Here is a 22,100-nt window from a genome sequence, read left to right on the forward strand (position 1 = left end):
CGTCGCGCAGAGTTACGCTCGCTGGATGCACATCAGGCGCTCCCCCCGCACATCCCGTACCGGCGTCATCTTCCCCACCCTCGCGTCCCTCGCCGCCCTGCTCCTCGCCGCCTGCTCCCCCGGAGGCGGTACGGGGTCCGCGACCCCGGCGGCGGAGGCGGCGCAGGCCGCACTGCCCCGCGCCACGCCGTCCGCGCTGGCGCCGTACTACGGGCAGAAGCTGAGCTGGCGCGGCTGTGGCGTCCCCGGCTTCGAGTGCGCCACCCTGACGGCCCCGCTCGACTACGACCGTCCCGGCGCCGGCGACGTCCGGCTCGCCGTCGCCCGCAAGAAGGCGACGGGCCCCGGCGAGCGGCTCGGCTCTCTGCTCGTGAACCCGGGCGGACCCGGCGGCTCGGCGATCGGCTACCTCCAGCAGTACGCCGGCGTCGGCTACCCGGCCGAGGTCCGCGCCCGCTACGACATGGTCGCCGTGGACCCGCGGGGCGTGGCCCGCAGCGAGCCCGTGAAGTGCCTCGACGGGCGTGAGATGGACGCCTACACGCAGACCGACGTCACCCCCGACGACCAGCGGGAGACGGACGTGCTCGTCACCGCGTACAAGGACTTCGCGGAGGGGTGCGGGGCGCGGTCGACGCGGCTGTTGCGCCACGTCTCCACCGTCGAGGCGGCCCGCGACATGGACGTCCTGCGGGCGGCGCTGGGGGACCGGAAGCTCACGTACGTGGGGGCGTCGTACGGGACGTTCCTCGGCGCCACGTACGCGGGGCTGTTCCCGGGGCGGGTGGGGCGGCTCGTGCTGGACGGTGCGATGGACCCGTCGTTGTCCTCCCGGCGCATGAACCTGGACCAGACGGCGGGCTTCGAGACGGCGTTCCGGTCCTTCGCGCGGGACTGCGTACGGCGGCCGGGCTGCCCGCTGGGCACCGAGCCGGGCGAGGTCGGCGAGAAGCTCAAGGCGTTCTTCGAGAAGGCCGACGCGCGGCCCCTGCCCACCGGTGACGTGGACGGCCGCAGACTCACCGAATCCCTCGCCACCACGGGCGTGATCGCGGCGATGTACGACGAGGGCGCCTGGGAGCAGCTGCGCGAGGCGCTGACCGCGGCGATCGAGGACGACGACGGGTCCGGGCTGCTCTTCCTCTCCGACAGCTACTACGAGCGGGACGCCGGCAGCCGCTACTCGAACCTGATGTTCGCCAACGCGGCCGTGAACTGCGTGGACATGCCCGCCGCCTTCGAGGGCCCGGACCAGGTGCGCAGGGCGCTGCCCGAGTTCGAGAGGGCGTCCCCGGTCTTCGGCGAAGGCCTCGCGTGGGCGGCCCTGAACTGCGCGTACTGGCCGGTCGCGCCCACCGGTGAGGCGCGCCGCATCGAGGCGAAGGGCGCGGCCCCGATCGTCGTCGTCGGCACCACCCGCGACCCCGCCACCCCCTACCGCTGGGCGCGCTCCCTCGCCGCCCAGCTCTCCTCCGCCCACCTCCTCACCCACCAGGGCGACGGCCACACCGCCTACGGCCGCGGCAGCGCCTGCATCGACTCCGCGATCAACGCCTACCTCCTCCGCGGGACACCTCCGACGGACGGAAAGCGCTGCTCATAGCCCTGACAGCCACTCCCGGAGCCGTCGCCTCCGGGGGTGGTACGGAGCACCCCTGGAAACTGTGTAGACTTACCGACGTTGCTGATCGCACCATGGTGTGGACGGCGCGCCGCCTTAGCTCAGATGGCCAGAGCAACGCACTCGTAATGCGTAGGTCTCGGGTTCGAATCCCGAAGGCGGCTCTCTCCAAGCCCAGCCCAGACAGTGTCTGAGCTGGGCTTTTGCGTTCAGCGGATGCGGCGGCGACGCTGCGCACGGGCCGCGCGGCTGTCCCTGGTCTCAATTCTGGTCTCAACGGATGGTCCGGGGTGGGGTTCCGGCTGAGGCTCCGGGGCCGGTTCCGGGCCGGGCATGAAGGTGTCGCCCATGCGACGCATGGCGTCCTTCGACAGGTGTGAGCGCCCCTTCACGTACCGCCGGGTCTGGCTGATCTGGGTGTGCCGGAGTATCTCCATGATCGTGGGCATGTCTACCCCGAGTTCGTTGAGGATCGTGCCGGCGGTGTGGCGGCTCCCGTCGTACAGGCGGCGGTCGTCGATCCCGGCTTCCGCCAACAGTTCCTTGAACTCTTCCCAGTCCTGCCGGGGGTCGAGGGGACGGCCGTCCGGGCGGGTGAAGACCAGCTTGTTTTCCTCCCACGCGTCGCCCGCTTCGGCGCGCGTTTCCTCCTGCCGGGCCTTGTGCTTGCGAAGGTAGGGGATGAACGGCGGCGGGATGGGCACGGCGTTCCTGCTCTTCTTGGTCTTGGGGCGGGTGAAGACCAGCCCGCCGCCCTTGCGGTCGGGGCAGGCGCGGGCGTGACTCGTACAGCTCTCCGGGCACGACTTCGGGCATCCGCGCTTGTAGCCCTTGTGCGTCGTGCAGGTCGGCGGGCACGGCTCGAACCGGTGGAATTTGGCTCCGCACGCGTGCGGGTCCTTACAGCCGTGCCGCCAGGTGAGGCGCTGAAGCTGCCACTCCGGGCGGAACAGTTCGTTGTCGAAGTCGACGTAGGGCCACCTCAGGCCCAGGGTCTCGCCCTGCCGGAAGCCCATGCCGACACCGACGCACCAGCGCATGAAGGTGGGGCGTTTGGCGGCGGCCTGGAGAAACGCTTTGGCTTCTGCGGTGGTGAAGGGGTTTGCCTCCGTCTCGTCCACCGTGGGCGGATCCACGAGGGTGGCCACGTTTTCCACGATGAGGCGTCGGCGGTGGGCGATTTTCAGAGCGCGGGACAGGATGCGGTGCACCTTCAGCACATGAGAGGGCGCGTGCCCCTCATCGAGCATGACGCGGTACATCCGCTCTAGGTGCTCCGGCTGAAGCTTGTCGAGCCGGTGTTTGCCGATGCCGGGGATGATGTCGTTCCTGGTCTTGGACCAGTAATCATCCAGAGAGCGCGGCTTCAGCTTCAGGGACGCTATGTCCGTGAGGTAGGTGGTCATCCACTGTTCTACGGTCGGCTTGCGGCCGGCCTTGGGCGCGCGGCCCTTGTCCCGTAGATCCTCCAACTCGCGTACTTTGCGCTTCACTTCGGTTTCCGTGCGGGCGCGGCGGTGCCGGCGGTCAGGGCTGCCGTCGTCCTTGACGCCCATGGTGACGCGACCGTGCCACCAACCGTCATTGCCCTCGTAGATGGATGACTCCATGTTCTGCTTCTTTGGGCGGGGGCTCATGTGCTCCTCTGCGCAACAGAGCGGCTCCGGGCACGGTGCTCGGAGCCGCGTTGGGGTGTGGGGATATTCAGGCTGCGGCCGGTTCGAGGCTGTTCACGTACGCCTCCAGGTCGCTGCGGCGGATGCGGCGAGAGCGACCGCGCTTGATATACGTCAGTGACCCTTCGGCCATCAGTTCGTAGACGGTTGAGCGGCCGAAGCGGAGAACCCTGGCGGCTTCCTCCGGGGTGTACAGCAACTGGTCAGTGGTCGGCACGATGGCGGCACTCATCGGGGCGTACCTCCGTGACGGAACGGGCTCGGGGCCGGAACGGAGTTGGATTTACATTGCGCTGAGTCGCGACTCATCGGCACTCAGAGGCGCTCGGAGGGGTCTTGAGACGCGGTGAGCCGCGACTCAGGCAAATGTGGTTCGGACACGTTGACCGTGATTCCGTTGTAGGTGATCACCTGTCGGCCGTAGGTGTCACGGGGGCGGGTGCGGTTGAGCTGGGGGATGACGGAGAGCAGATTGCGGCCGAACACCTGCTTCGTGCCGGGGCGGACGCCGTTGTCTTCGGCCCACTCGCGCCAGACGGACCACAGGGTGTCCACAGGCACGCTGCACGTGGGTCCGGTGATGCAGCGCTCACGGATGAATGCGCTGGTGGGGGATGCGGTGTCCTGCATGGTGGTGACCGCTTCGCGGCTGGATGCCGGTTCCGTGATCCTGCCGGTGCGCTGAAGACGGGCGAGCCCTTCCAATGCCCAGTTGAGGATGCCGGGCATCTCCGCCGTGAGCCGGTCGGTGAGGGTGGTGTCTTCCCTGCCCAGCCACGACACCCGCATGTTCAGCAGCACGAACCGCTTGGCGATGACGCCGGAGGAGTCGCCGAAGTGCGGCAACTCGTTGGACAGGATCATCAGCCGGGTGGGCAGCTTGCCGGTCCACGGCTCGCGGTACTTGCGGTCGATGTCGATCGTGTCGTCACCGGAGATCGTCAGCAGTCGCTCAACCACCTGGCTGTTGTCGTTGCCGGACAGGCGGGCGTCGGAGATGACGGCGAGCGGCTTGCCGACCAGGGTGGACAGGCCGAAGTTCGTGCCGAGTCCGGCGAGGGTGGGGCCGGCGAGGTTGTCGCGGCCGACCAACTCTTTGAGGACGCGGGCAATGGTGCCTTTGCCAGAGCGGGAGGGGCCAACGATGAGCAGGATCTTCTGTTGGTCGGTGCGGCCGGACAGGACGTAGCCGAACCATTCCTGGAGCGCCGCCACGGCGTCGGGGTCGTCGGGCCAGATCTGCGCCAGGAAGCGTTCCCACGTCGGCGCCGTGGCGGTGGGGTCGTAGGCGAAGGGGACGGAGACGAGGTTGAAGAAGCCGGGACCGTGCGGCAGCAGCGCCCGGTCACGGATGCGCAGCAGCCCGTTCTCACACGCCACGATGGGCCCGGCGTCCGGCTCGCCGTCGTGGTCGATCCATGCGGGGGCGTCGGTGTCGGTGGGCAGCAGGGTGATGGCTCCGAGGGCGTCGAGAAGGTTGCTGATCTTCTGTTTGGTGGGTGCCCAGTCGCGTTCCTCAGGCTGTCCGTCCTTGCCGGGCGCGCTGTAGGTGGCGTGCTCCAGCCGGGTGTACATCGCTGCGCGCATCTGGGCTTCGTCCATCTCGCGCCAGCATGTGCCGGTCCATCGCATCCACGATGCGCGCCAGCGTCGGCAGACAAGCTGTCCGTCCTCGGTCTGCCAGTCCGGCAGCAGTCGGCGGGCGACGGCGAGCGGGTTGGACGGCGCGGGCAGCTCTTCCGGGTGCGGCTCAGGGCGAGGGGCAGAAGGGACGTCCTTGCGGGCGGCGCCTGTCGGCTCGCCCACGACCGGGCCCGGTGCGGGCTGTACGGCGTCCTGCGGGCCGTTGCCGGGTGTGTGGGGCCTGTTCGTCATGCGGTGACTCCCTTGCCGGTGTTGAGGCCGTTTGAGACGGCACGGCGGGCGTATGACTCCGGCACGCCGACGGCGACGGCGGCGGACACGATCTCTTCTCCGAGCGCTTCCAGGCCGCAGGGTCCGGGGCATGCGGCGTGCTGTACGGCGAGGAACCGTGCGACGCCGAACGCCTGTGATCCAGCGCCGGTTTCGGTGCGGGCGCGTACGAGGGTCAGGCCGCGTTCCAGGCCAGTGCGCACGAAGCGTTCGGTGTGGCGGCACCCGGTGGCCGCGTGGCGGTCCCAGGTGGCTCGGGGGAGGGAAGACACCACCCCTGCGCGGGCGGGGGTGGTGTCTTCTTTACTGACGAGTGCGACCACGGACGTGGACAACCTCGTCATGATGCCGGCGCCGGGGCCGAGCCAGCGGGCGTATTGCATGTGCGACTTGATGTCGACGCCGGGCCGGACAGCGTTGGCGGAGCGCATCACGCCGCGGTAGATCCAGTGTTCTCCCCGTGTGGTCGGCACGGTGCGGGTGGCTGGCAGCGTGGCGCGGGCCCATGCGACGGCCGCGGGGTTGTCGAGGTCGACCACGGTCACGCCGGCGCCGCCGGGGTGGTAACCAACGTCGTGCGCCCGGTCCCAGGCGAGGGCCCAGGCGGGGGAGGTGAGGACTCGGGGATCGGCGGTGGCGGCGGCCCATCCGTGACACGGCGCGGGGCACTGGCAGGGGCCCGCGTTCTTCATGTGGGGCCGGTCGCCGCACGCGCTGTCCTTGCAGTCGGGGCAGTTGCCGAACGGCCGCTTCCCGGCGCGCAGGGGGAACGCCGGTACGCCGTGCGCAGCGAGTGCCAGCGCGATGCGCAGGGGTTCGAGCGTGGCGGTTCGGGCTCGCCGGACGGTGGTGGGTTGCGTCATGCTGGGTGTCTCCAGTGCTGTTGCATGGTGCTGGGATGAGGGCGGCCCCGCGTTCTTGCCGGAAGGGGGGTCGCCCTTTTGCCTGCCCCTGGGAAATGGGGCGGCAGGGTGTCAGTGGGGGTCGTTAAGGTCGCGGCATGACGACGACCGTTGATCTTGTGCCGGGTGTGGTGACGACGCGCGATGCGATCGCGGCGGCCTACGGCTGTGGCACGTTCCAGGGCATCGAACCGGCCGATGAAGCGGGCAAGGTGTTCGTGTACTCCGACCCTTCGGCGGGGGAGGAGTACGGCTACACCTTCGATGGCCGGGCGGAAGACGATGAGTTCGGGCCGCTGTATCTGTACACCGGCGCCGGCGCGAACGGGGACCAGAAGCCTTCCGGCCGCAACGGCTCACTGCTGACGCACGCCGAGAAGGGCCGTGAAGTGCATCTGTTCGTCGCCGCCGGCAGGGTGCCGGGCAGTGGCGCGATGCAGCAGCGCTACATCGGTCAGATGGTGGTGGACCCCATCAAGCCGTACGACGTTCGCCGCGGGCCCGGCAGGGACGGCGTGATGCGCAACGTGCTGGTCTTCCGGTTTCGGCCGGCCGCGGGGACCACGCCCGCGTGGACGGAGGCCGATCGGATGCCGGCCGCGACAAAGTCGGACGTCGAGATCACCGAACCCGTGGTGGACGTGCCGGAGCCGGTCACGCTGCCGAAGCAGAGCGGCGCGAAGGTCATGAAGACCGAGCAGCACGCCACCGCGGAGACCGTTGCGGACATTCCTGCCGGACAGCGCAAGGTCCTGCGCCGTGAGGGCGAGTTGGTCAAGGCCTTCGTGGCGCACCTGACCGCGGCTGGGCACAGTACCCACCGCTTCCAGATCACCGTCAAGGGTGAGCCCGGGGCGCTGATGCCCGACCTGTACGACGCCACGGACCATGCGCTGTACGAGGCAAAGGGGCAGACAACCCGGGCCAACATCCGCATGGCTATTGGTCAGCTGGCCGACTACCGCCGCCACGTCCCCGGGCGCAAGGACCTGCGTGTCGCTGTGCTGCTGCCCAGTGAGCCCAGCGAGGACCTGAAGGATCTCCTCGGTGAGGAGTACGTGGAGCTGGTCTACCAGACCGAGGACGGCGGTTTCGCCGGCTGGCCGCTCGCCTACAACCAGCCGTAGCCGCCGCGGCAGAGTCCTGTTAGCTGTGGAAGTGGTTGCGCTTGAAGACGGCACGGCGGATGTTCACCGTCGTGCCGCCCTTGCGACTACTCGACCCCATCACCTGCACGGCAACCCATCCGCCGAAGATGACAGCGGCGAGGATGACCAGCTGGGTGACCAGCGCGGTGAGCGCGGTGATGAACGCGGTCAGCAGGAACAGCCCGCCGCACACGGCGAGGAACCCGACGCCTCCGAGGGCGACGTTCACCGCCGCGCGGGAGACGGCCGGCTTGGCGACGACCTGTTCGGGCTGCGCGGGGGCGACGGCGTAGCCGGTGACGACACGGCCGTCCGGCAGGACGACGCTCGCCACGGCCGGGATCGTGCCGGGGTGCACGGGCACGAGCGGCGCCGGGTGCGCGGGCGTGATGGGTGTGGGTCGGTGGACTTCCAGGGCCGCCGTATCGTGCACGGCCGGGTGGCGGGTGGGTTCGTTCACGGTCGTCGTCTCCCGTCAGTTGCCGAGGGCGGTGAGGGCGTCGGCGGACGCCTGCACGAGGTTGTGGATGGGCTCGTACGCGCCGGTCCCGGCGGCGAAGAACCCGAACAGGAACAGGACCAGGGCGGCGCCGCCGCCGGCGGACTTGGTCTTGACGGCGAAGGCGGAGGCGGCGCCGAAGAGCAGGACGGCGGAGATGTTGAGGATCACGGCAGTGATCTCGCTTCCGGGCGAAGTGGATGGGTGGATACGCTCTGCGGGCCCCGGGTTCTGGCAAATTCGGGGCGAATGACCGGCGACCGTGCCCGCCTGGCTCCAGCTAGGAGCGGGGTCCGTCTCATGACGGGCGGTCGTCGGTCGCGTCTCTCAGCCAGTGCCGGCGCGGTAGATGCGGGCCCAGCGGTTGTAGAGCCAGCGGCCGACGCGTATGCGCTTGCCGGTGGCCTTGCAGCGGCGGCAGTCCTTGCCGCGCTTCAACCGTCCCTTGCGGTCGGTCTTGAGGGTGTGGCCCATGCCGCGGCACTTGCGGCAGTCGCCGAACGGCGAGGCCGCACACAGCCCACCGTAACCGAGTGTGACGGCGAACAGGCAGGCGATAGCAAGGATGATGGGGGTCATGAGATGCCCTCCGGGCGGGATTCTGGGGGTTTCCGCAGGTGGGCCGCTATCCGCTAGCGGCCTGATCAAAGGCTGTTTGGGGCGCTAGCGGGGCCGCTAACGTTAGCGGGGCGTGCCGCTATCGTTAGCGGCCCCGGAGCCTCAGCCCGCGTCCCGCTTTCCGTCACGCTCCGCAATCGCGGCCGTGATGTGGGAGCGGTCGATACCGCGGCGGTTGACGACCTTGCCGTCCACCCGGCGGCCCACCTGGATGGTGGCGACGCCGTGCGGCTTGAGCGCGGCGGCGAGCGCGTCCGGCTCCCATCCGCCGTAGACCTCCGGGCGCAGTTCGGCGAGCCGGGCCACGACCGTTTCGGACCATTCCTTGGCCTGCGCGGCGGGGACGACGGCGAGGATGTCGGCGAGCAGGTCGTAGGACGGCCCGGTCACCGCCTCCGGCGTCTCCCCGAGCGCGTGACCGGTGAGGAGTCCGGCCGTCTCGCGGGCCTTGCGGGCGCGGGCGGCGATGGCGGCGGCGCCGGGGGCGTCCACGAACGTGCCGTAGACGATCCGGGCGTCCGCGCCTTCGCCCACGAAGTAGTGGATGCCCTTGTCACCCCAGGCGAACATGGTCGCCCGCACGCCGCGCTTGTAGGCGGACGTACCGAGCACCATGTCGTTCTCGGTCTGGCCCATGACCTTCATGCAGAAGCGGGCGCCGGCGTTCGCGGAGATGCCGGTGGGCAGCGACTTGGCGTCGGGGCGCTGCGTGGCGAGCAGCATCACGATGCCGGTGGCGGGGCCGCGCTTGACCAGGTCGGTGGCGATCTCCTCGAACTCCTTGCCGTGCTCGGGGTGCTCGAACAGCACCTGGCACTCATCCACCCCCACCACGATCGGGTGCAGCCCCAGCGACCGCTTGTCCGCGAGAGCGCTGGTCACCTTCGATTCCGGACAGATGTCCCGGGGCAGGGAGCGGATCACCTTGGTGCGGCGGCGCAGTTCCTCGCGCAGCGCCCTAAAGTCGGCGAGCACGTAGCCGATGGATTCGTCGTCGTCGCCGGCGGCGTGCCGGTGGGAGACGGCGTCACCGACCGGGTCCAGGTCGCCGGTGCCCTTCATGTCGAAGGTGTGCAGCTCCGCCCGCGGGTCCAGGGCTGCGATGAGCAGCAGCAGGCGCAGCAGGAACGTCTTGCCCATGCGGGGGATGGCGCCGATCACTCCGGCGATGTACATGAGGGTGACGTCGACCCAGCGTCCGCGCTGGTCGGTGCCGTAGGCGACGGGCTTGAACAAGTCGACCGCGCCCGCCTTGGCCAGCGGCCACTGTGGCTTCTTCGACTGGGCCAGGTCCTGGTCACCGACCCACAGCACCAGATGCCCGGTGTGCTGTTCCGCTACGGCCTCCGGCCAGACGCATCCCAGCGGGCGGCGCAGGCCGGAGGCGAGGCGCTCGCGGCGCTCGATGATGTCCGTCACGGTGACGCCGTAGGGGAGGTTGCCCTGGGCGCGCCATCCGGGGCCGTCGCGGGTGATCGGGGCGGTGAACTCGAACCCGTCCCGCCCCTTGGCCTGCGCCTGGTTGATCGCCGGAATGCCCAGCGCACCGAGCGCCCGCAGCACGATGTCACTGGTGAGTTTGGTGGCCTTGGGCAGTTCCACGGCTCGGTGGACGACCGGGGCGTCCGCGCGGCGGCCGGCGACTCCGAGCGCCATCACCAGCGCGGTCACCGACACGGCCTGAAGCCAGCTCGGGGCGAGCACGTACATGGCCAGCGCCGTACCGAGTCCGATGAACATGCCCAGCACGGTGACCAGGGTGCGCAGCCGCACGCGGCCGTCACGCTGCCGGGACAGCTTCAGGTACTCGGCTGCGTCCTCGCGGCGGACGGCGGCGAGCCGGACGGGTTCGCCCTCCCGGTCGGCCACCCACCGCATCGTGCCCCCTACGAACCGCGCGGCGCCGGCCGGGGCCTGAAGAGCGAGGCGGGCGGCGTAGACCGGGGTCCGAAGGGCGTGGTAGCCGGCGGCGTGGGCGTAGTGGCGCGCCACCCACGCCGACGCAGTCTTGAGTTCCGCGACCGAGCACAGCCACGCCGGGACGACCGGGCGACGCTGCGCGGCGGCGAGCCGACCGAGGTAGCCCGGACCGGCCGCCTTTAGCGTCGGCGAGTCGACCAACACCGTGGCCGTAGGGTCGGCCGACTCCGCCCCCGACTCACCCGGGTGGGAGTCGGACGACCGGTCGGCGGCCGGTCGGGGTACCGAGTCGGTCGACTCGGTGCGGGCGGATCGGGCCTTGTCCAGGTCGACCACCTCGCCGCCGGAGTCGGCGGACATCTCGGCTTCCAGTCGGTTGAAGAGTTCGTTGTCGTCGGGGTGGTTCACTGAGAGTTCCTTCTCTCTGGGAGGGATACCGGGCCCGACCGCGTGCTGTGGAAGGTGAGCGGCCGGGCCCGGAAGTGGGGTGTGCTCAGGTCATGCACCAGCCGGAGTCACAGCCGGTGTCGGTGTCGTCGAAGGGCAACGTGTCGACCCCGTCCGGGATCGCGTCGGCCAGCGGCCGGAGCAGGCGGGTGAGATAGACGTGGTCCTTGCCGAGCGCGTCCCTGCGTCGGTTGAGCAACGCTTCGAGGTCACATGCCTTGGCGAACAGCTCCGGCTCATCTCGGCGCATGTCGTGCCAGTTCTCGGGCCGGTGGAAGGGGCAGAACCAGCACGCCGACTTCGGCGGCACCGGTAGGCCCGCGGATCGGATGATGCGCGGGCAGTCCGCCCGACGGATGCCGAGATCAAGCAGCGGGTATTCGATCCGCTCGTGCGGCTCGCAGCGCCGGGCATTGGCCCGGCCGATCTCATCCACGCTGATGCCGATGCCGACCGTGGCCGGGTTGTCGCGACTCGCGCCGCGCCGCTTCAGTTCCTTGCCGATGACCTTGATCTTGAAGTCGCCGGTGCAGGCCCGCGTGCCCGGCGCTCCACTCGGGGACAGCCGTACCGGAATGGGCAGCGAGCGCGAGCCCTCCCGAGTGATGCGCCCGTAGAGAGTTTCGTTTGTGCCGTCCCGTCGCACCCGGCCGACCGTGACCAACTCAAGCCCATGGGCGTCGGCGAACGGCTGCGCGTACTGCTCGACGTAGCGCAGGGTCGCGGGCTTCTCGGAGTCGTCACCGACGTTGGCGAAGATGAACGTGCGGTAGTCGAGCTCCCCGCGTGCGGCCAGCGCCAGGGCGGCCGTCGACTGCCAGCCGCCCCCGAAGCTGAATGCCTTGACCGGCTCGGTTGTGGTCGTCATGAGTGGTCCTCTCCGGTGCTCAGGTCGAACAGCGCGCACTGATCCGCGGGGGCTGGGGGGAGTTGTTTCCTGGCTTGGCGTGCGGCTGCTTCGTGGCAGTCGGGGCACCATGCGCGCAGCGCGCACGCCGGGAGACGGGCGGCGGTGATGTTGCTCGCGAGCGGGTCAGCGGGTGCAGCCATGAGCCGGACCAGTCGACCGTGCTTGCTGGTGTAGTGATCGTGTTCGCGTGGGCAGCGCCCGGCGTCCCGGTTGTGGGGATTGCCGCACTCACCGCCGCACTGGCAGCGGTAGCCGGCCGCCTGCATCACGGTGTTGAACACGGCGGCGCCGACGATGGGCTGAGACTTCACGCCGCCACCCCCACGACCGGAGCCGACGGGGCCGTGTGGGCGCCGGAGCGTCCGGCACGCCGTCCGGCGAGGGTGGCGAACAGCCGGCCCAGTCCCGCCCGGCGGGTACCGGAGCGGGCTTGCTTGGCCGCGTACATGGCCTCATCCGCCCGCCGCAGTAGCCCAGACAGGTCGTCTGCGGGGAAGTCGGCGGCGCGCACCCAACCGAGAGAGACCGTGGTGTGGACGGCGGGGTCCTGGCCGTCTACCGGGCGGGCGAGCACGCCCTGCAGGACGGCGAGCATGTCGCCGGCGGTGCCGTGGTCGTCGATCAGGACGGCGGCGAACTCATCGCCCCCGAGCCGTCCGGCCACCCCCAGGGGGCCGGTGTGGTGGGCGAGGCGGTCGGCGGTCGCTTTCAACAGGGCGTCCCCGGCCGCGTGCCCGTAGGTGTCGTTGATGTGCTTGAAGCGGTCGACGTCGGCGAGGACGACGACCGCGCGTGGGTCCTTCAGCAGGGCCGTGGCACGGCGGGTGAACCCGTCGCGGGTGCGCAGTCCGGTGAGAGGGTCGCGCCGGGCGGTGTTCAGGCAGCTGCGCAGCCACCACACATGCACCGCCCACCCGACGGCGAGCGGCAGCGCGGACAGCAGGATCGTTGCCAGGGTGTTCACGCGGCCACCCCATCAGCCTCTGCGCCGGACACGGCGGCGTCGGCACCGACGATGTGCGGGGCGGGGTTGTGCGCGCGTTCGGCGAGCAGGGCGTCACGCACCTGCCGGGCCGGTCCGGAACCGCAGCGCAGCACCTTGCGCAGCGCCTCGCCGTTGATCTGCGCGTCCGGCCAGTCGGCCGTGACCGTGCGTGCTTCGGCGAGCAGTTCGGCCGCCGTGCGCTGCGGCGAGGGCGAGGCAGCAGCCTTCTTCGCCCGGGGCTTGGCCGTCCGCGTGCGCGTCGGCGTGGGCGCCTCGCCCTTCGGTTCCGTCGGCTCCGGTTCCGGATTGGGCATGACAGGTGCGGGTTCGGCGGCGGGGGTGAGTTCGCCCATCCGCAGCATGACCCGCTCGCGCCGTGGTGTCTTCCAACGCCACAGCGGCCCGTACTGCTCGCGCAGGTCCGCGCGGGCCAGCAATCGTTCTCGCTCGCAGCCGAGCGCCAGAGCGTAGGAGGTGACTTCCCACAGCGTCATCCGGCGCCACAGCGCGAACGTGGACAGCGGGGCCAGCAGCCAGCGGGAGAACCGGATCTTCTCCATCCGGCGTCCGGTGGCGGCGCCGATCCGCACGGCGTAGATGTGCGCGCCGATCTCGGAAAACACCACCCACAGCAGCGGCATCGTGCCGTGCGCCACCTTCGCCCACAGCCCGTCACCCGCGGCCACGTTCAGACCGCAGGTGACCAGGGTGAGCACCCAGGGCACGAACCGCACCCACGCCAACGCCATGTCCATCCGGATCAACAGCAGGTTGGCCACGGTGAACACCGGAATGGCGGTGTCGATCCCGACGGGCAGCATCCACGGCTCGCCGAACCCCCACCGCGCGGCGGCGGCCGACACGGCGTCGAAGGAGGAGATCAGCCCGAGCGCCCCGACCGCGGCGGCGGCGAGCGCGCCGACTCCGGCGAGCCCCATTTCCGGGCGGGTCAGCGGCGGCACCGCCGGACGCTCAGCAGTCTGTGTCGTCTCGGTGGTGGTCATTCCGTCACCCCCAGGCGGCGGTTCTCCGCGTGGCTGCGCTGGTTCGGCTGCGTCCGCGGGGCGCCCTCGTACCAGACGAACGGCGGGATGCCATCCGCGGCGGTGAAGACACGGATGGCGGCGCCCGCCGGCGCGGCGGGCAGGGCGTAGACCCGGCCGCGCTCCAACGACGCCAGCAACCGGGCCCCGTGGTGCTCGCAGCCATCCGCGCCCGCGTTGTACTGATCCAGCACGGTCACGACGGCCGGGCCGTCGCACGGGGTCGGGTCGTCGCGGTGAGCCGCTGGGCAACGGACGGTGCCGGTCATGCCGCACCCCCGCTCAGCTCGCCGTTGACCAGCACCCGCCGGGCCGCCAGGATCCGGCGCTGCGTCCGGCGCACCCGACGCACGGACAGTTCGTCCGGACGCTGGTTCAGGCTCTGGATCAGCGCGTCGAGCCGCTTGACGTCCGCCTCGATGGCGGGCCACTCGCTCTCGATCGCGTCGAGTTCCGCGGCCGTCGGCTCGCGGTCGAAGTCGTCGGCGGTAACACCCGCCTGATCAGCACCGATGTGCTTCATGGGTCGTGTTCCTCTCGAAGGGTGAACGGCCCGAACCGCACCCCCGGAGCGCCAACTCCGGGGGTGCTCGCCGTTGAAGCCGGAACAGACTCGGCTCCCTGCAACCCCGCCCGTACGACCACCGCGCGAGTGCGGAGCCGGACGGGCGAGGGAGGCAACCGGCCGCAGCGCTAGCCGCTGCGATGGCGGATTGAGGGGCGGACCGGGTTGGCCGCGAGCGTGCGTTCCGCTCACGAGCTGGGGTCAAGCACTGGCGCCGCCGGCCGGTCCATCACGGCGGCGCCCGTTGCTTTCGTCGGTGCATGAGGAGCCTCCAACTAGGTGAGAGAACAGGGGATTTGCTGCAAGGGGGACCGCGTCCCCACTCTCCGGCCGTTGCTCGCGGTCGCCGGGCCACCTCCCCAGTACGGGCCGAAACCCTGTTGCACCTGGGCCTAAGCGGGCGGTCTTGCAGCGTCCTCCGCCCTTTGCGCATGCGGCATGAAGCCGCCTTCCAGCCGAGTTGTTGCGTCCGGCTGCTGCAGTACCTGTTTTACAGGTACTGCATGAGGGCCCGTCAAGTACGTTGCCGGAGCCTCTTGCTTCTGCGCCGGGACTTCCTGGCGCACATTCAGAATCGCTGCAGGTCAGGGGAGTTGGTCACCGCAGCCGTGGACAGCTTTGGGACTTCTGGCTACGGTCAAGAAGTTCCTAGACGTCCCAACGGGGGTGCAGATGTCGAACGAGCGTTTGCGGTCCGCACTGCTCGCCTGCGGCATGACCGTGCAGAGCCTCGCCGAAGCTATCGAGGTCAACCCGAAGACGGTCGAACGTTGGATCACACAGGGCAAGGTGCCGTACCGGCGCCACCAGTACGCGACGGCGGCGGCGCTCAAGGTAGACGTGACGACGCTGTGGGACGACGGTCGCACCGTCGACAGTGCGATGGATCTGACCAAAGCGGAGATCGTCGCCGTCTACCCGCATCGGCACACAGTGCCGTCTGGCCTCTGGCGTGATCTCTACGCGCGCGCACAGCGCAACCTGGACGTTCTCGTCTACTCGGGGCTCTTCCTGTCGGAGGATCCGTTGTTCCACGATCTGCTGAAGAAGAAGGTGGAAGGGTCCACACAGGTGCGCATCATGCTTGGGGACCCGGAGTGTGAAGCCGTCCGGCAGCGCGGCATCGACGAGGGGCACCGGATCATGGATGGCAAGATCCGGAACGCGCTGGTGAACTATCGCCCCCTCGCCGAGAGCCACCCTGAAATCGGCTTTCGGCTCCACTCGACGACGCTCTACAACTCCATATACCGGTCCGATGACGAGATGCTCGTCAACCCTCACGTCTACGGCATCGGCGCCTACATGGCACCCGTCTTCCACCTGCGGCGCATGCCGGGCGGCGGTCTGTTCGACACCTACGCGAATAGCATCGAACAGACCTGGGGAGGCGCTCGCCAGGTCACGGACCGAGACATCACAGGAGCCTGAGCATCATGGGACGCATTGACTACCTGCACGACCCCGACGCCCCGCCGGCCAACTCGGTGGTGCCGTCCGTCGTCGCGTTCGTGCAGAACGACGCGGGACAGGTGCTGATGATCCAGCGATCCGACAACGGGCGCTGGGCACTGCCCGGCGGTGGCCACGACGTGGGGGAGTCGATCAGCGACACCGTCGTGCGTGAAGTCTGGGAAGAGACCGGAATCAAGGCTGAAGTCGTCGACGTGTCCGGGCTCTACACGGACCCTGGACACGTGATGCAGTACGACGACGGCGAGGTGCGCCAGCAGTTCAGCATCTGCTTTCGAGCGCGGCCGGTCGGCGGTGAGCTCCGCACGAGCAACGAGACGACTCAGGTCCGCTGGGTCGACCCCGCGGACCTGACGGCGTTGGACGTGCACCCCACGATGCGACTCCGGATCGAGCACGCGATGGACCGTACGCGCACGACCCCCTACATCGGCTGACGCTTGGCGGCGACGACCCGTTCGAGTACGCGGGAGGTGCACGCCAGGATCTCGGGTTCGGCCCGGCGGATGAACTGCCCGATCAGGCTGTCCGGCCCATACCGCCCGGCGATCTCGTTGACCCGGTCGATCGGGTTCGTGGGCGTGCCGTCCGGCGTCGTGTTCATGTCGCAGTAGCAGAGCGCGTCGTTCAGGTGCGCACTCTCGCGCGGAAACTCGCCCTCCAACTCCTCACGCATGCCACGCGCTTCCGCCTCCATCCAGGCGCAGGAGTGGTGAGCAACCAGGTTGATGACCCGTGTGTCGGCGCCGGCTACGTCCCGGAGGTAGCGCGCACCGTCCAGCGGGTGAAAGCCTGTCTTGGCCAGGTCCGGCGCGTAACCGATGTCGTGCAGCACCGCCGCGGCCTCCAACAGGTCCGCGTCCTCGTTGAGAACGAGAGCGATCGTGCGCGCTCTCTCGGCAACTCCAAGACAGTGCTTCCACCGCCGCGGCAGCGGCTCGGCGAGCAGGGACTCAGCCAGGGGATAGGCCCACTCCGTCAACGTCGGCAAGCTAGGAACGCTCCTCTCGCGTCGGCACGGCGCGGACTGTCCGCACCTTGCCTTGTCCTCCCCCCGCCAGAAGGCCGGCGGTTTCCAACTTTTCCAGCGCCTTGGCCACGGTGGGACGTGAGACCCCGAACCGTTCGGCTAGGGCGGAAGCACTCGGGAACGCTTCCCCTACTTCGAGCCCGTCAGCCGTGATGACGTCTGCGATCCGCTGATCGAGCGGACGCCGGTCGACTCGCGCACCCGCGCGCACGACGCGCCACCGCTCGCCGGGCGCCGGTTCGGCCACGCCTTCCTGACGCAGCACGCCGAACGCGCGAAGGGCAACCCCGCGCGAGACCTTGTGGTCGCGCATGACCTCAGCCAGTGACGGGAGCTCCGTCATGTCCGGGTCGTCCTCGATCTGCCGCTTCACAGAGTCGGCAATCCTCAGGAAGGTTCCCCGAGGGTTGGCCTGCTGCGACACTCGCTCTCCCTCGCCGTTCGCCGTCGTCACCTCCAAGACTCCCACGACTCGCGACCGCTGCGGAGAGGACTGGGGGTCAGCGGCCAGATAGGTCTGCGGTGTCAGCTGTGACCCCAGTCCGCGTCCGTCCATCTGGGTCCGCTAGTCGTTTCCGTACTCAGGCTCTCGACCGATGTACTCATAGGCGTCGCCCTCAACATGAAATTCGGTGTCCATTCCCGCCTGTCTAATCAGATCGTAGCTGTTCAAGACCAACTGGCAGGCCGGGCAACTGAAGTAGTCGGCGCCGATGGTAAGGGTCACCGAGGCTTCGTCCAGGTAGTCGTACTCGCCGTCCGGCCCGTAGCCGCCGGTAGGCGGATAGTGATACTGGACGTTGACCACCTCCTCGCCTTCGAGGAGTCCAGCGGATTCGCAAGCCGGGCAAGTCGCGGCTTCACTGTGAGACATTGTTGCCGACAGATACTGTCCCGACTTCCACTCTGCGGCGACTTTTGCGGGGAGAGTCCCACCGAGCCACTGTTGCCGACGCTGCTTAGCTCTCTCGATCAGAGCTTCAGTGCGCTGTTCAAGGTTCTTGGCGTTCCGTTCGAGATGCTTAGTAACCGTGAGTTCGCGGTCACTGCCCACCAACTCCTCTATTTCACGATCAAGTGCTGTGACCAGGACGGCGGCCTGTGCCCAGTACCTGGGCCACCATGCGTGGGGTGGGATGGCCATGAAGCCAGTACCGCTGCTATGGAGGTACTCGTTTCGACCGTTGATAATTTTCATGGCTTCCGACTGGTCGAAAGGCTTGAATGCCTTGTGGCATCGGGCCATCAGCGTCTTTGCGCGCACGGAGGTAAACCTGGCGTCGCCCTTGACCAGTCCGCTTGCGATGAGAAGATTGGTGCCTTCCTCGTTTGGTTCCGCGATCAAGAGCGGTGAAACGCGCGCGAGGGCCGCCTTGGCTAGTAGTTCGAGCGCCAGTGCGGCCCAAAGGGCTTGTTCATCAAACGACCTGGCGTCATCGTCCATGGCGCGGTTGAGGAAGAGTTTCGCCTTCGTCCAGAGCGCCTCGTGATCGAATGGATTGGTCATGACGCCTCGCGGTTAAGGTGGAAGCTGAGTCGGCGGATTTCTCTCTGTGGTTCGTCTACAGCGGAGGCGCGGGCATGCAGGACTCGACGATTGTCGATCAAGAGCACCTGACCGGGTTCGTTCCATGTGTGCTCGGTCGTAGAACTCTCCGCTTCCTCGAAGAACTGAGCTGCCTGTCTCGCTCGCGCGTCGCAGGGAAGCATGCAGCCAGGGTCGTAGCGCAAGCGCCCGCTTGCGTATGCCGTAGCGAAGAAGCTGTCGTTTCCGCTACTGATCAAGAAGACGCCGTGCCGCACGGATTCCGGCAGTCCTGGGATGAAGCGGCCGTAGCGCATCCTGTTCCACAGACGCGTTGGCGTCGTACTGGTGGTTTCGCATGTGAGGACGACGATGTCTGGGGGCTCATGCAGGTGTGCGCCGTCAGTGTGCAGAGGTTGGGCACCCATGCCATAGCGTGCGCTGAGCGAATTGGGCTGCGCCTCGGCGGGGTCGACCGGGCGCAGGGTGGCGACATCCGGGCCACCCCGTCGTGTCGGCACTGCGGTCCATCGAAGCATCGCAGCCTCAAGTTGTATCTGCGCTAGGGTCGCGTGGCCTGCCGCCCACCCCTTAACGCCGCACTCCTTGAACAGGTCTTCCAGCATCCGCGCCATGCGGCAGTATCCACCGAGGTAGCCATCGATCCGCCACCGCATTTGGGGATCCGGCGCACTTGTCGCGTCGGGTGGTCTCAACCTTGGTCTCAACAGCCGCTGATTCCCCAGTCGTCCGGTCCCGTCCACCGGGGTCTGCCAACCCCTGTGATCAGGCAAGAAGCCGGGATGACGGACGCCCACGGACGCCCCCGGACCAAGATCGGACAACTCGTAATGCGTAGGTCTCGGGTTCGAATCCCGAAGGCGGCTCTCTCCAAGCCCAGCCCAGACATTGTCTGAGCTGGGCTTTTGTGTTCAGTGGAGGCAGCGACGGTGGCGGGCGCGGGCCGCGCGCCGGTCCTCGGTCCCCGTGCTGGTCTCAGTGGTTGCGGGTGGCGTGTCCGTCACCCGTCAAGATCGTTGGGCCCGGCATGAACAACAGCAGGCGCGCACTCGCCGCACTCGCCCTCGTCGGGGCCGCACTGACCGTGACCGGAACCGCTCAGGCCGCTCCGGTGGGACAGCACAAGGCGGCCAACCCGAGCCCGGTGCTGCCCGGAGCCGAGTCCCTGATCACTGAGGGACTGACCATCGAGGGTCCCCTGATCAACAACTTCGGGCTGCCCAAGCTCATCTAGACACCTCGCGCGTCGAGGGGCGGCGGCGGTCTCGGTCGACGCTCGTCCCAGGGCGAGGCGCTTCCGTCCACGGCCGCCCGGCACGGTGCCCGAGCGCGTACGCAAGACTTGTGACGGGCGACCGTGGACGCTCCCGGACCAGGATCGGATCACTGTTGATGCGTAGGTCTTGGGGCCGCATCCCGAAGGCGGAGTGAGGGAGTGGATTCGGCCGCCCTGACCGCGGAGTTGCAATTCGGCGACAGTGAAGAGTTCTCTTCGTTCGAGGGTGTGGGCTTCTCTTCCGGCCCCGGGTGGGTCGCGCTCACCGTTGACGAGCGGCGCTCGAAAGGCGTCGACGAACAGGCCGCGGAACTCATCGCATTCCTCAGCCCGCGCAAGCCGGCGCTCGACGCGCTGAAGAAGGCGGGGGCGTCGGTGAAGGTCGATGTGTCAGGCGTTGCCGGGTCGGGATCGGGGCTGTACCTCTCGCCAGACGTTCTGGCAGGTCTTGCGGAACTGGGAGTCCCGCTCACCTTCACGACGGTCCGGGCGTCCGGGGAGGGCGAGGAAGACCCGCTCGCCTGGCTCGGCTGAACCCCGGAAGGGCTGAGCCATGGGGAGGCCATGGGTGTCCCCGGCCGTCCCCAGCCGTCCTCGAACACGGGGGCACTCCTTCTGGCCCCCGTGTTCGGGTGGATGACTCAGGTCCGGTGGCGGCTCAGGCCAGGGCCGCCAGGGATTCCGCGATGGGGCGGCCGCCGCCGGTGATTTCGAACAGGCGGTTGTGGGTCGGGACGGTGTCCAGTGAGGCGACGGCGACGGCGGCGAGGTCGGTGCGGGTCAGGCTTCCTTCGGGGACCTGTTCGCCGGCGGTGACGCGGCCCGTGGCGGCGCCGTCGGTCAGCCACGGCGGGCGGATGACCGTCCACGTCATGCCCGACCGTGCGAGATGGAGGTCGGCCGCGTGTTTGGCCTGCCCGGTGGCCCGCAGGTACCCCGGCAGCCGGGCCGGGTCGCCGCTGCCCATCATGGACACCTGGATCCACCGCTTCACGCCCGCGGCCACCGCCGCGTCGATGGCCGCGATGATGCCCTGTCGGTCGATCAGGTCGGCCTGCTTCTTGGTCATGCTGCGGGTGGCGGCGGCGTTGACGACGACCTCGGTCGCGGCGAAGACCTCCGCGAACCGGTCACTGTCGGGTGCCGCGAGGTCGAGCTCGACGAACTCGGTGCCGGCGGCGGACCGGGCGGCCTTCGCCGGCTTCCGTACGGCGCCGCGCACCGAGTGGCCATGGCGGAGGAGTTGTTCCACGATCAGGCGGCCGGTGGCTCCGGTGGCGCCGAGGACGGTGATGGTCATGTGCTGGTTCCTTCGTGTCACGAGGGCGGGAATCGGGGCGGAAGGGGCGGGGTTCGGGGTCTGGCGCGGGTCACAGGTTCAGCGTGGCCATGCGCGCCGCGTCGTAGCGCTCGCCGACGACGGCGTCGGCCGGTATCGCCTCCGCCAGGGCCCGGGCGAGATCGCCGGTGAGGGGGATGTCGCATGCCCGGAGGTTCTCGTCGAGGTACCCGCGCCGCTTGGTGCCCGGGATCGGCACGACGTCGGGTCCCTGGTGCAGCAGCCAGGCGAGGGCGAGCTGGGCGGGCGTGGCCCCCACCGTGGCGGCCAGCTCGCGCAGCCGCTCGACGAGGGCGAGGTTGGTGACGAGGCTGCTCTCCTGGAAACGCGGTGCCATGCGGCGGACGTCGCCCTCGGGGAACTGGCCGGGGCTCGTCACGGTGCCGGTGAGCAGGCCGCGGCCCATGGGGGCGTAGGCGACGAGGCCGATGCCCAGTTCCCGCAGGGTGGGCAGGTGCTCGTCCTCGATGCCGCGGCTGAAGAGGGAGTACTCGTACTGGCCCGCGGTGATCGGGTGGACCGCGTGCGCCCGTCGCACCGTCGCCGGCGCGGCCTCGGAGATGCCCAGGTGGCGCACCTTCCCCGCGGCCACGAGTTCGGAGAGCGCGCCCCAGGTCTCCTCGATGGGGACGGTGGGGTCGATGCGGTGCTGGTAGTAGAGGTCGATGTGGTCGACGCCGAGGCGCCGCAGGGAGGCGTCGCAGGCCGTCCGTGCGTAGTCGGGGCGGCCGTTGATGCCCAGGAGGGTGCCGTCCGGCAGGCGCTCGATGCCGAACTTGGTGGCGAGGACGACCTCGTCCCGGCGGTCCGCGATCGCCCGGCCGACGACCCGCTCGTTGGTGAAGGGGCCGTACATGTCCGCGGTGTCGAGCAGGGTCACCCCCTGGTCCAGTGCGTGCCTGATGGTGGCGATCGACTCGGTGTCGTCGCCGGGGCCGTAGAGGTCGCTCATCCCCATGCAGCCGAGCCCGAGGGCCGAGACGGCGAGGGTGGACAGCCGACGCTGGAGCATCGTTCTCCTGTGTGGTGGAGGGGAGATGGGGGAGGGGTGCGGGGCGACCGCGCGGCTCGAGGCAGGTCTACGACGCGTGGCTCAGGCCAGGCGTACGAGCGCCCGGGACATGCCCAGCACCTTCTGTCCGGCGCTGGTGACGGTCAGGTCGACGCGGACGGTGTCGTCGTCGAGCT

26 protein-coding genes, 1 tRNA gene and 1 pseudogene are annotated in these 22,100 nt (G+C 69.2%); 7 read left to right on the forward strand and 21 right to left on the reverse strand.

Annotation, left to right across the window (positions count from 1 at the left end; genetic code table 11):
- Positions 1-25 precede the first annotated feature (25 nt).
- Both ACIHAR_RS27260 and ACIHAR_RS27265 read left to right on the forward strand, forming a co-directional pair.
- Positions 26-1,603 (forward strand): alpha/beta hydrolase, encoded by a 1,578-nt coding sequence (locus ACIHAR_RS27260; protein WP_400022343.1) that lies wholly within the window; start codon positions 26-28, stop codon positions 1,601-1,603.
- Between the two features lie 108 nt (positions 1,604-1,711).
- Positions 1,712-1,785: transfer RNA gene (locus ACIHAR_RS27265), tRNA-Thr, on the forward strand.
- A 45-nt stretch (positions 1,786-1,830) separates the two neighbouring features.
- On the opposite strand, the gene ACIHAR_RS27270 is transcribed toward ACIHAR_RS27265, so the two are convergent.
- The 4 genes from ACIHAR_RS27270 to ACIHAR_RS27285 all read right to left on the reverse strand — a co-directional run bounded on the left by ACIHAR_RS27270 (position 1,831) and on the right by ACIHAR_RS27285 (position 6,074).
- Complete coding sequence (locus ACIHAR_RS27270) at positions 1,831-3,231, reverse strand: tyrosine-type recombinase/integrase (RefSeq protein WP_400022344.1); 1,401 nt, start codon at positions 3,229-3,231, stop codon at positions 1,831-1,833.
- A 94-nt stretch (positions 3,232-3,325) separates the two neighbouring features.
- Positions 3,326-3,529: a helix-turn-helix domain-containing protein gene (locus ACIHAR_RS27275; RefSeq protein WP_400022345.1), complete on the reverse strand. Its 204-nt coding sequence runs from the start codon at positions 3,527-3,529 to the stop codon at positions 3,326-3,328.
- Between the two features lie 83 nt (positions 3,530-3,612).
- Entirely contained in the window at positions 3,613-5,172 is a 1,560-nt protein-coding gene (locus ACIHAR_RS27280; RefSeq protein ID WP_400022346.1) for a phage/plasmid primase, P4 family, read from the reverse strand.
- Positions 5,169-6,074 (reverse strand): bifunctional DNA primase/polymerase, encoded by a 906-nt coding sequence (locus tag ACIHAR_RS27285; RefSeq protein ID WP_400022347.1) that lies wholly within the window; start codon positions 6,072-6,074, stop codon positions 5,169-5,171. Before ACIHAR_RS27285 ends, ACIHAR_RS27280 begins: the two co-directional genes overlap by 4 nt.
- Positions 6,075-6,211: 137 nt before the next feature.
- Here ACIHAR_RS27285 and ACIHAR_RS27290 point away from each other — a divergent pair, with 137 nt between their 5' ends.
- The gene (locus ACIHAR_RS27290) at positions 6,212-7,240 is read left to right on the forward strand and encodes a hypothetical protein (RefSeq protein WP_400022348.1); all 1,029 of its coding nucleotides are present in this window, start codon (positions 6,212-6,214) and stop codon (positions 7,238-7,240) included.
- 19 nt (positions 7,241-7,259) lie between these two features.
- Here the strand turns inward: ACIHAR_RS27290 and ACIHAR_RS27295 are convergent, their stop codons facing one another.
- From ACIHAR_RS27295 to ACIHAR_RS27340, 10 genes are all read right to left on the reverse strand, one after another.
- Positions 7,260-7,721: a hypothetical protein gene (locus tag ACIHAR_RS27295; RefSeq protein ID WP_400022349.1), complete on the reverse strand. Its 462-nt coding sequence runs from the start codon at positions 7,719-7,721 to the stop codon at positions 7,260-7,262.
- A 15-nt stretch (positions 7,722-7,736) separates the two neighbouring features.
- The gene (locus ACIHAR_RS27300) at positions 7,737-7,931 is read right to left on the reverse strand and encodes a hypothetical protein (RefSeq protein WP_400022350.1); all 195 of its coding nucleotides are present in this window, start codon (positions 7,929-7,931) and stop codon (positions 7,737-7,739) included.
- A gap of 156 nt (positions 7,932-8,087) precedes the next feature.
- Complete coding sequence (locus tag ACIHAR_RS27305; protein WP_400022351.1) at positions 8,088-8,339, reverse strand: hypothetical protein; 252 nt, start codon at positions 8,337-8,339, stop codon at positions 8,088-8,090.
- Positions 8,340-8,480: 141 nt separating this feature from the next.
- On the reverse strand, positions 8,481-10,706 hold the full coding sequence (locus ACIHAR_RS27310; RefSeq protein ID WP_400022352.1) for a cell division protein FtsK: 2,226 nt from the start codon (positions 10,704-10,706) through the stop codon (positions 8,481-8,483).
- Positions 10,707-10,791: 85 nt separating this feature from the next.
- Entirely contained in the window at positions 10,792-11,613 is an 822-nt protein-coding gene (locus tag ACIHAR_RS27315; RefSeq protein WP_400022353.1) for a phosphoadenosine phosphosulfate reductase, read from the reverse strand.
- Positions 11,610-11,966: a hypothetical protein gene (locus ACIHAR_RS27320; protein WP_400022354.1), complete on the reverse strand. Its 357-nt coding sequence runs from the start codon at positions 11,964-11,966 to the stop codon at positions 11,610-11,612. Before ACIHAR_RS27320 ends, ACIHAR_RS27315 begins: the two co-directional genes overlap by 4 nt.
- A complete protein-coding gene (locus ACIHAR_RS27325; protein ID WP_400022355.1) occupies positions 11,963-12,619 on the reverse strand; it encodes a GGDEF domain-containing protein in 657 nt (218 codons plus the stop codon). Before ACIHAR_RS27325 ends, ACIHAR_RS27320 begins: the two co-directional genes overlap by 4 nt.
- Positions 12,616-13,644: a DUF2637 domain-containing protein gene (locus ACIHAR_RS27330; RefSeq protein ID WP_400022356.1), complete on the reverse strand. Its 1,029-nt coding sequence runs from the start codon at positions 13,642-13,644 to the stop codon at positions 12,616-12,618. Before ACIHAR_RS27330 ends, ACIHAR_RS27325 begins: the two co-directional genes overlap by 4 nt.
- Complete coding sequence (locus tag ACIHAR_RS27335; RefSeq protein ID WP_400022357.1) at positions 13,641-13,952, reverse strand: hypothetical protein; 312 nt, start codon at positions 13,950-13,952, stop codon at positions 13,641-13,643. The genes ACIHAR_RS27330 and ACIHAR_RS27335 overlap by 4 nt, the downstream gene beginning before the upstream one ends.
- Complete coding sequence (locus tag ACIHAR_RS27340; RefSeq protein ID WP_400022358.1) at positions 13,949-14,206, reverse strand: DUF6284 family protein; 258 nt, start codon at positions 14,204-14,206, stop codon at positions 13,949-13,951. The genes ACIHAR_RS27335 and ACIHAR_RS27340 overlap by 4 nt, the downstream gene beginning before the upstream one ends.
- Before the next feature lie 714 nt (positions 14,207-14,920).
- Between ACIHAR_RS27340 and ACIHAR_RS27345 the strand changes: the two genes are divergently transcribed.
- Together ACIHAR_RS27345 and ACIHAR_RS27350 are read left to right on the forward strand one after the other, a co-directional pair.
- A complete protein-coding gene (locus ACIHAR_RS27345; protein ID WP_400022359.1) occupies positions 14,921-15,679 on the forward strand; it encodes an XRE family transcriptional regulator in 759 nt (252 codons plus the stop codon).
- 5 nt (positions 15,680-15,684) lie between these two features.
- Complete coding sequence (locus tag ACIHAR_RS27350; protein ID WP_400022360.1) at positions 15,685-16,158, forward strand: NUDIX domain-containing protein; 474 nt, start codon at positions 15,685-15,687, stop codon at positions 16,156-16,158.
- On the opposite strand, the gene ACIHAR_RS27355 is transcribed toward ACIHAR_RS27350, so the two are convergent.
- The 4 genes from ACIHAR_RS27355 to ACIHAR_RS27370 all read right to left on the reverse strand — a co-directional run bounded on the left by ACIHAR_RS27355 (position 16,146) and on the right by ACIHAR_RS27370 (position 18,911).
- Positions 16,146-16,712 carry an HD domain-containing protein gene (locus tag ACIHAR_RS27355; RefSeq protein ID WP_400022361.1) on the reverse strand — a complete coding sequence of 189 codons (567 nt, stop codon included), beginning with the start codon at positions 16,710-16,712 and terminating at the stop codon, positions 16,146-16,148. The genes ACIHAR_RS27350 and ACIHAR_RS27355 overlap by 13 nt on opposite strands.
- A gap of 1 nt (position 16,713) precedes the next feature.
- Positions 16,714-17,175, reverse strand: a complete 462-nt coding sequence (locus ACIHAR_RS27360) for a GntR family transcriptional regulator (protein WP_400022362.1) — start codon at positions 17,173-17,175, stop codon at positions 16,714-16,716.
- Between the two features lie 141 nt (positions 17,176-17,316).
- Complete coding sequence (locus tag ACIHAR_RS27365; protein ID WP_400022363.1) at positions 17,317-18,258, reverse strand: hypothetical protein; 942 nt, start codon at positions 18,256-18,258, stop codon at positions 17,317-17,319.
- A complete protein-coding gene (locus ACIHAR_RS27370; RefSeq protein ID WP_400022364.1) occupies positions 18,255-18,911 on the reverse strand; it encodes a TauD/TfdA family dioxygenase in 657 nt (218 codons plus the stop codon). Before ACIHAR_RS27370 ends, ACIHAR_RS27365 begins: the two co-directional genes overlap by 4 nt.
- A gap of 413 nt (positions 18,912-19,324) precedes the next feature.
- Between ACIHAR_RS27370 and ACIHAR_RS27375 the strand changes: the two genes are divergently transcribed.
- Complete coding sequence (locus ACIHAR_RS27375) at positions 19,325-19,531, forward strand: hypothetical protein (protein ID WP_400022365.1); 207 nt, start codon at positions 19,325-19,327, stop codon at positions 19,529-19,531.
- 201 nt (positions 19,532-19,732) lie between these two features.
- The gene (locus ACIHAR_RS27380; protein ID WP_400022366.1) at positions 19,733-20,107 is read left to right on the forward strand and encodes a hypothetical protein; all 375 of its coding nucleotides are present in this window, start codon (positions 19,733-19,735) and stop codon (positions 20,105-20,107) included.
- A gap of 124 nt (positions 20,108-20,231) precedes the next feature.
- On the opposite strand, the gene ACIHAR_RS27385 is transcribed toward ACIHAR_RS27380, so the two are convergent.
- The 3 genes and pseudogenes from ACIHAR_RS27385 to ACIHAR_RS27395 form a co-directional block, all read right to left on the reverse strand.
- On the reverse strand, positions 20,232-20,873 hold the full coding sequence (locus ACIHAR_RS27385; protein ID WP_400022367.1) for an NAD(P)H-binding protein: 642 nt from the start codon (positions 20,871-20,873) through the stop codon (positions 20,232-20,234).
- A 70-nt stretch (positions 20,874-20,943) separates the two neighbouring features.
- Positions 20,944-21,924, reverse strand: a complete 981-nt coding sequence (locus tag ACIHAR_RS27390; RefSeq protein WP_400022368.1) for an aldo/keto reductase — start codon at positions 21,922-21,924, stop codon at positions 20,944-20,946.
- An 81-nt stretch (positions 21,925-22,005) separates the two neighbouring features.
- Positions 22,006-22,100, reverse strand: a pseudogene (locus tag ACIHAR_RS27395) (dehydratase); the annotation flags it as partial.

Origin of the sequence: Streptomyces sp. NPDC052016 (assembly GCF_044548445.1) — a bacterium.
In the GTDB taxonomy this organism is placed as follows: domain Bacteria; phylum Actinomycetota; class Actinomycetes; order Streptomycetales; family Streptomycetaceae; genus Streptomyces.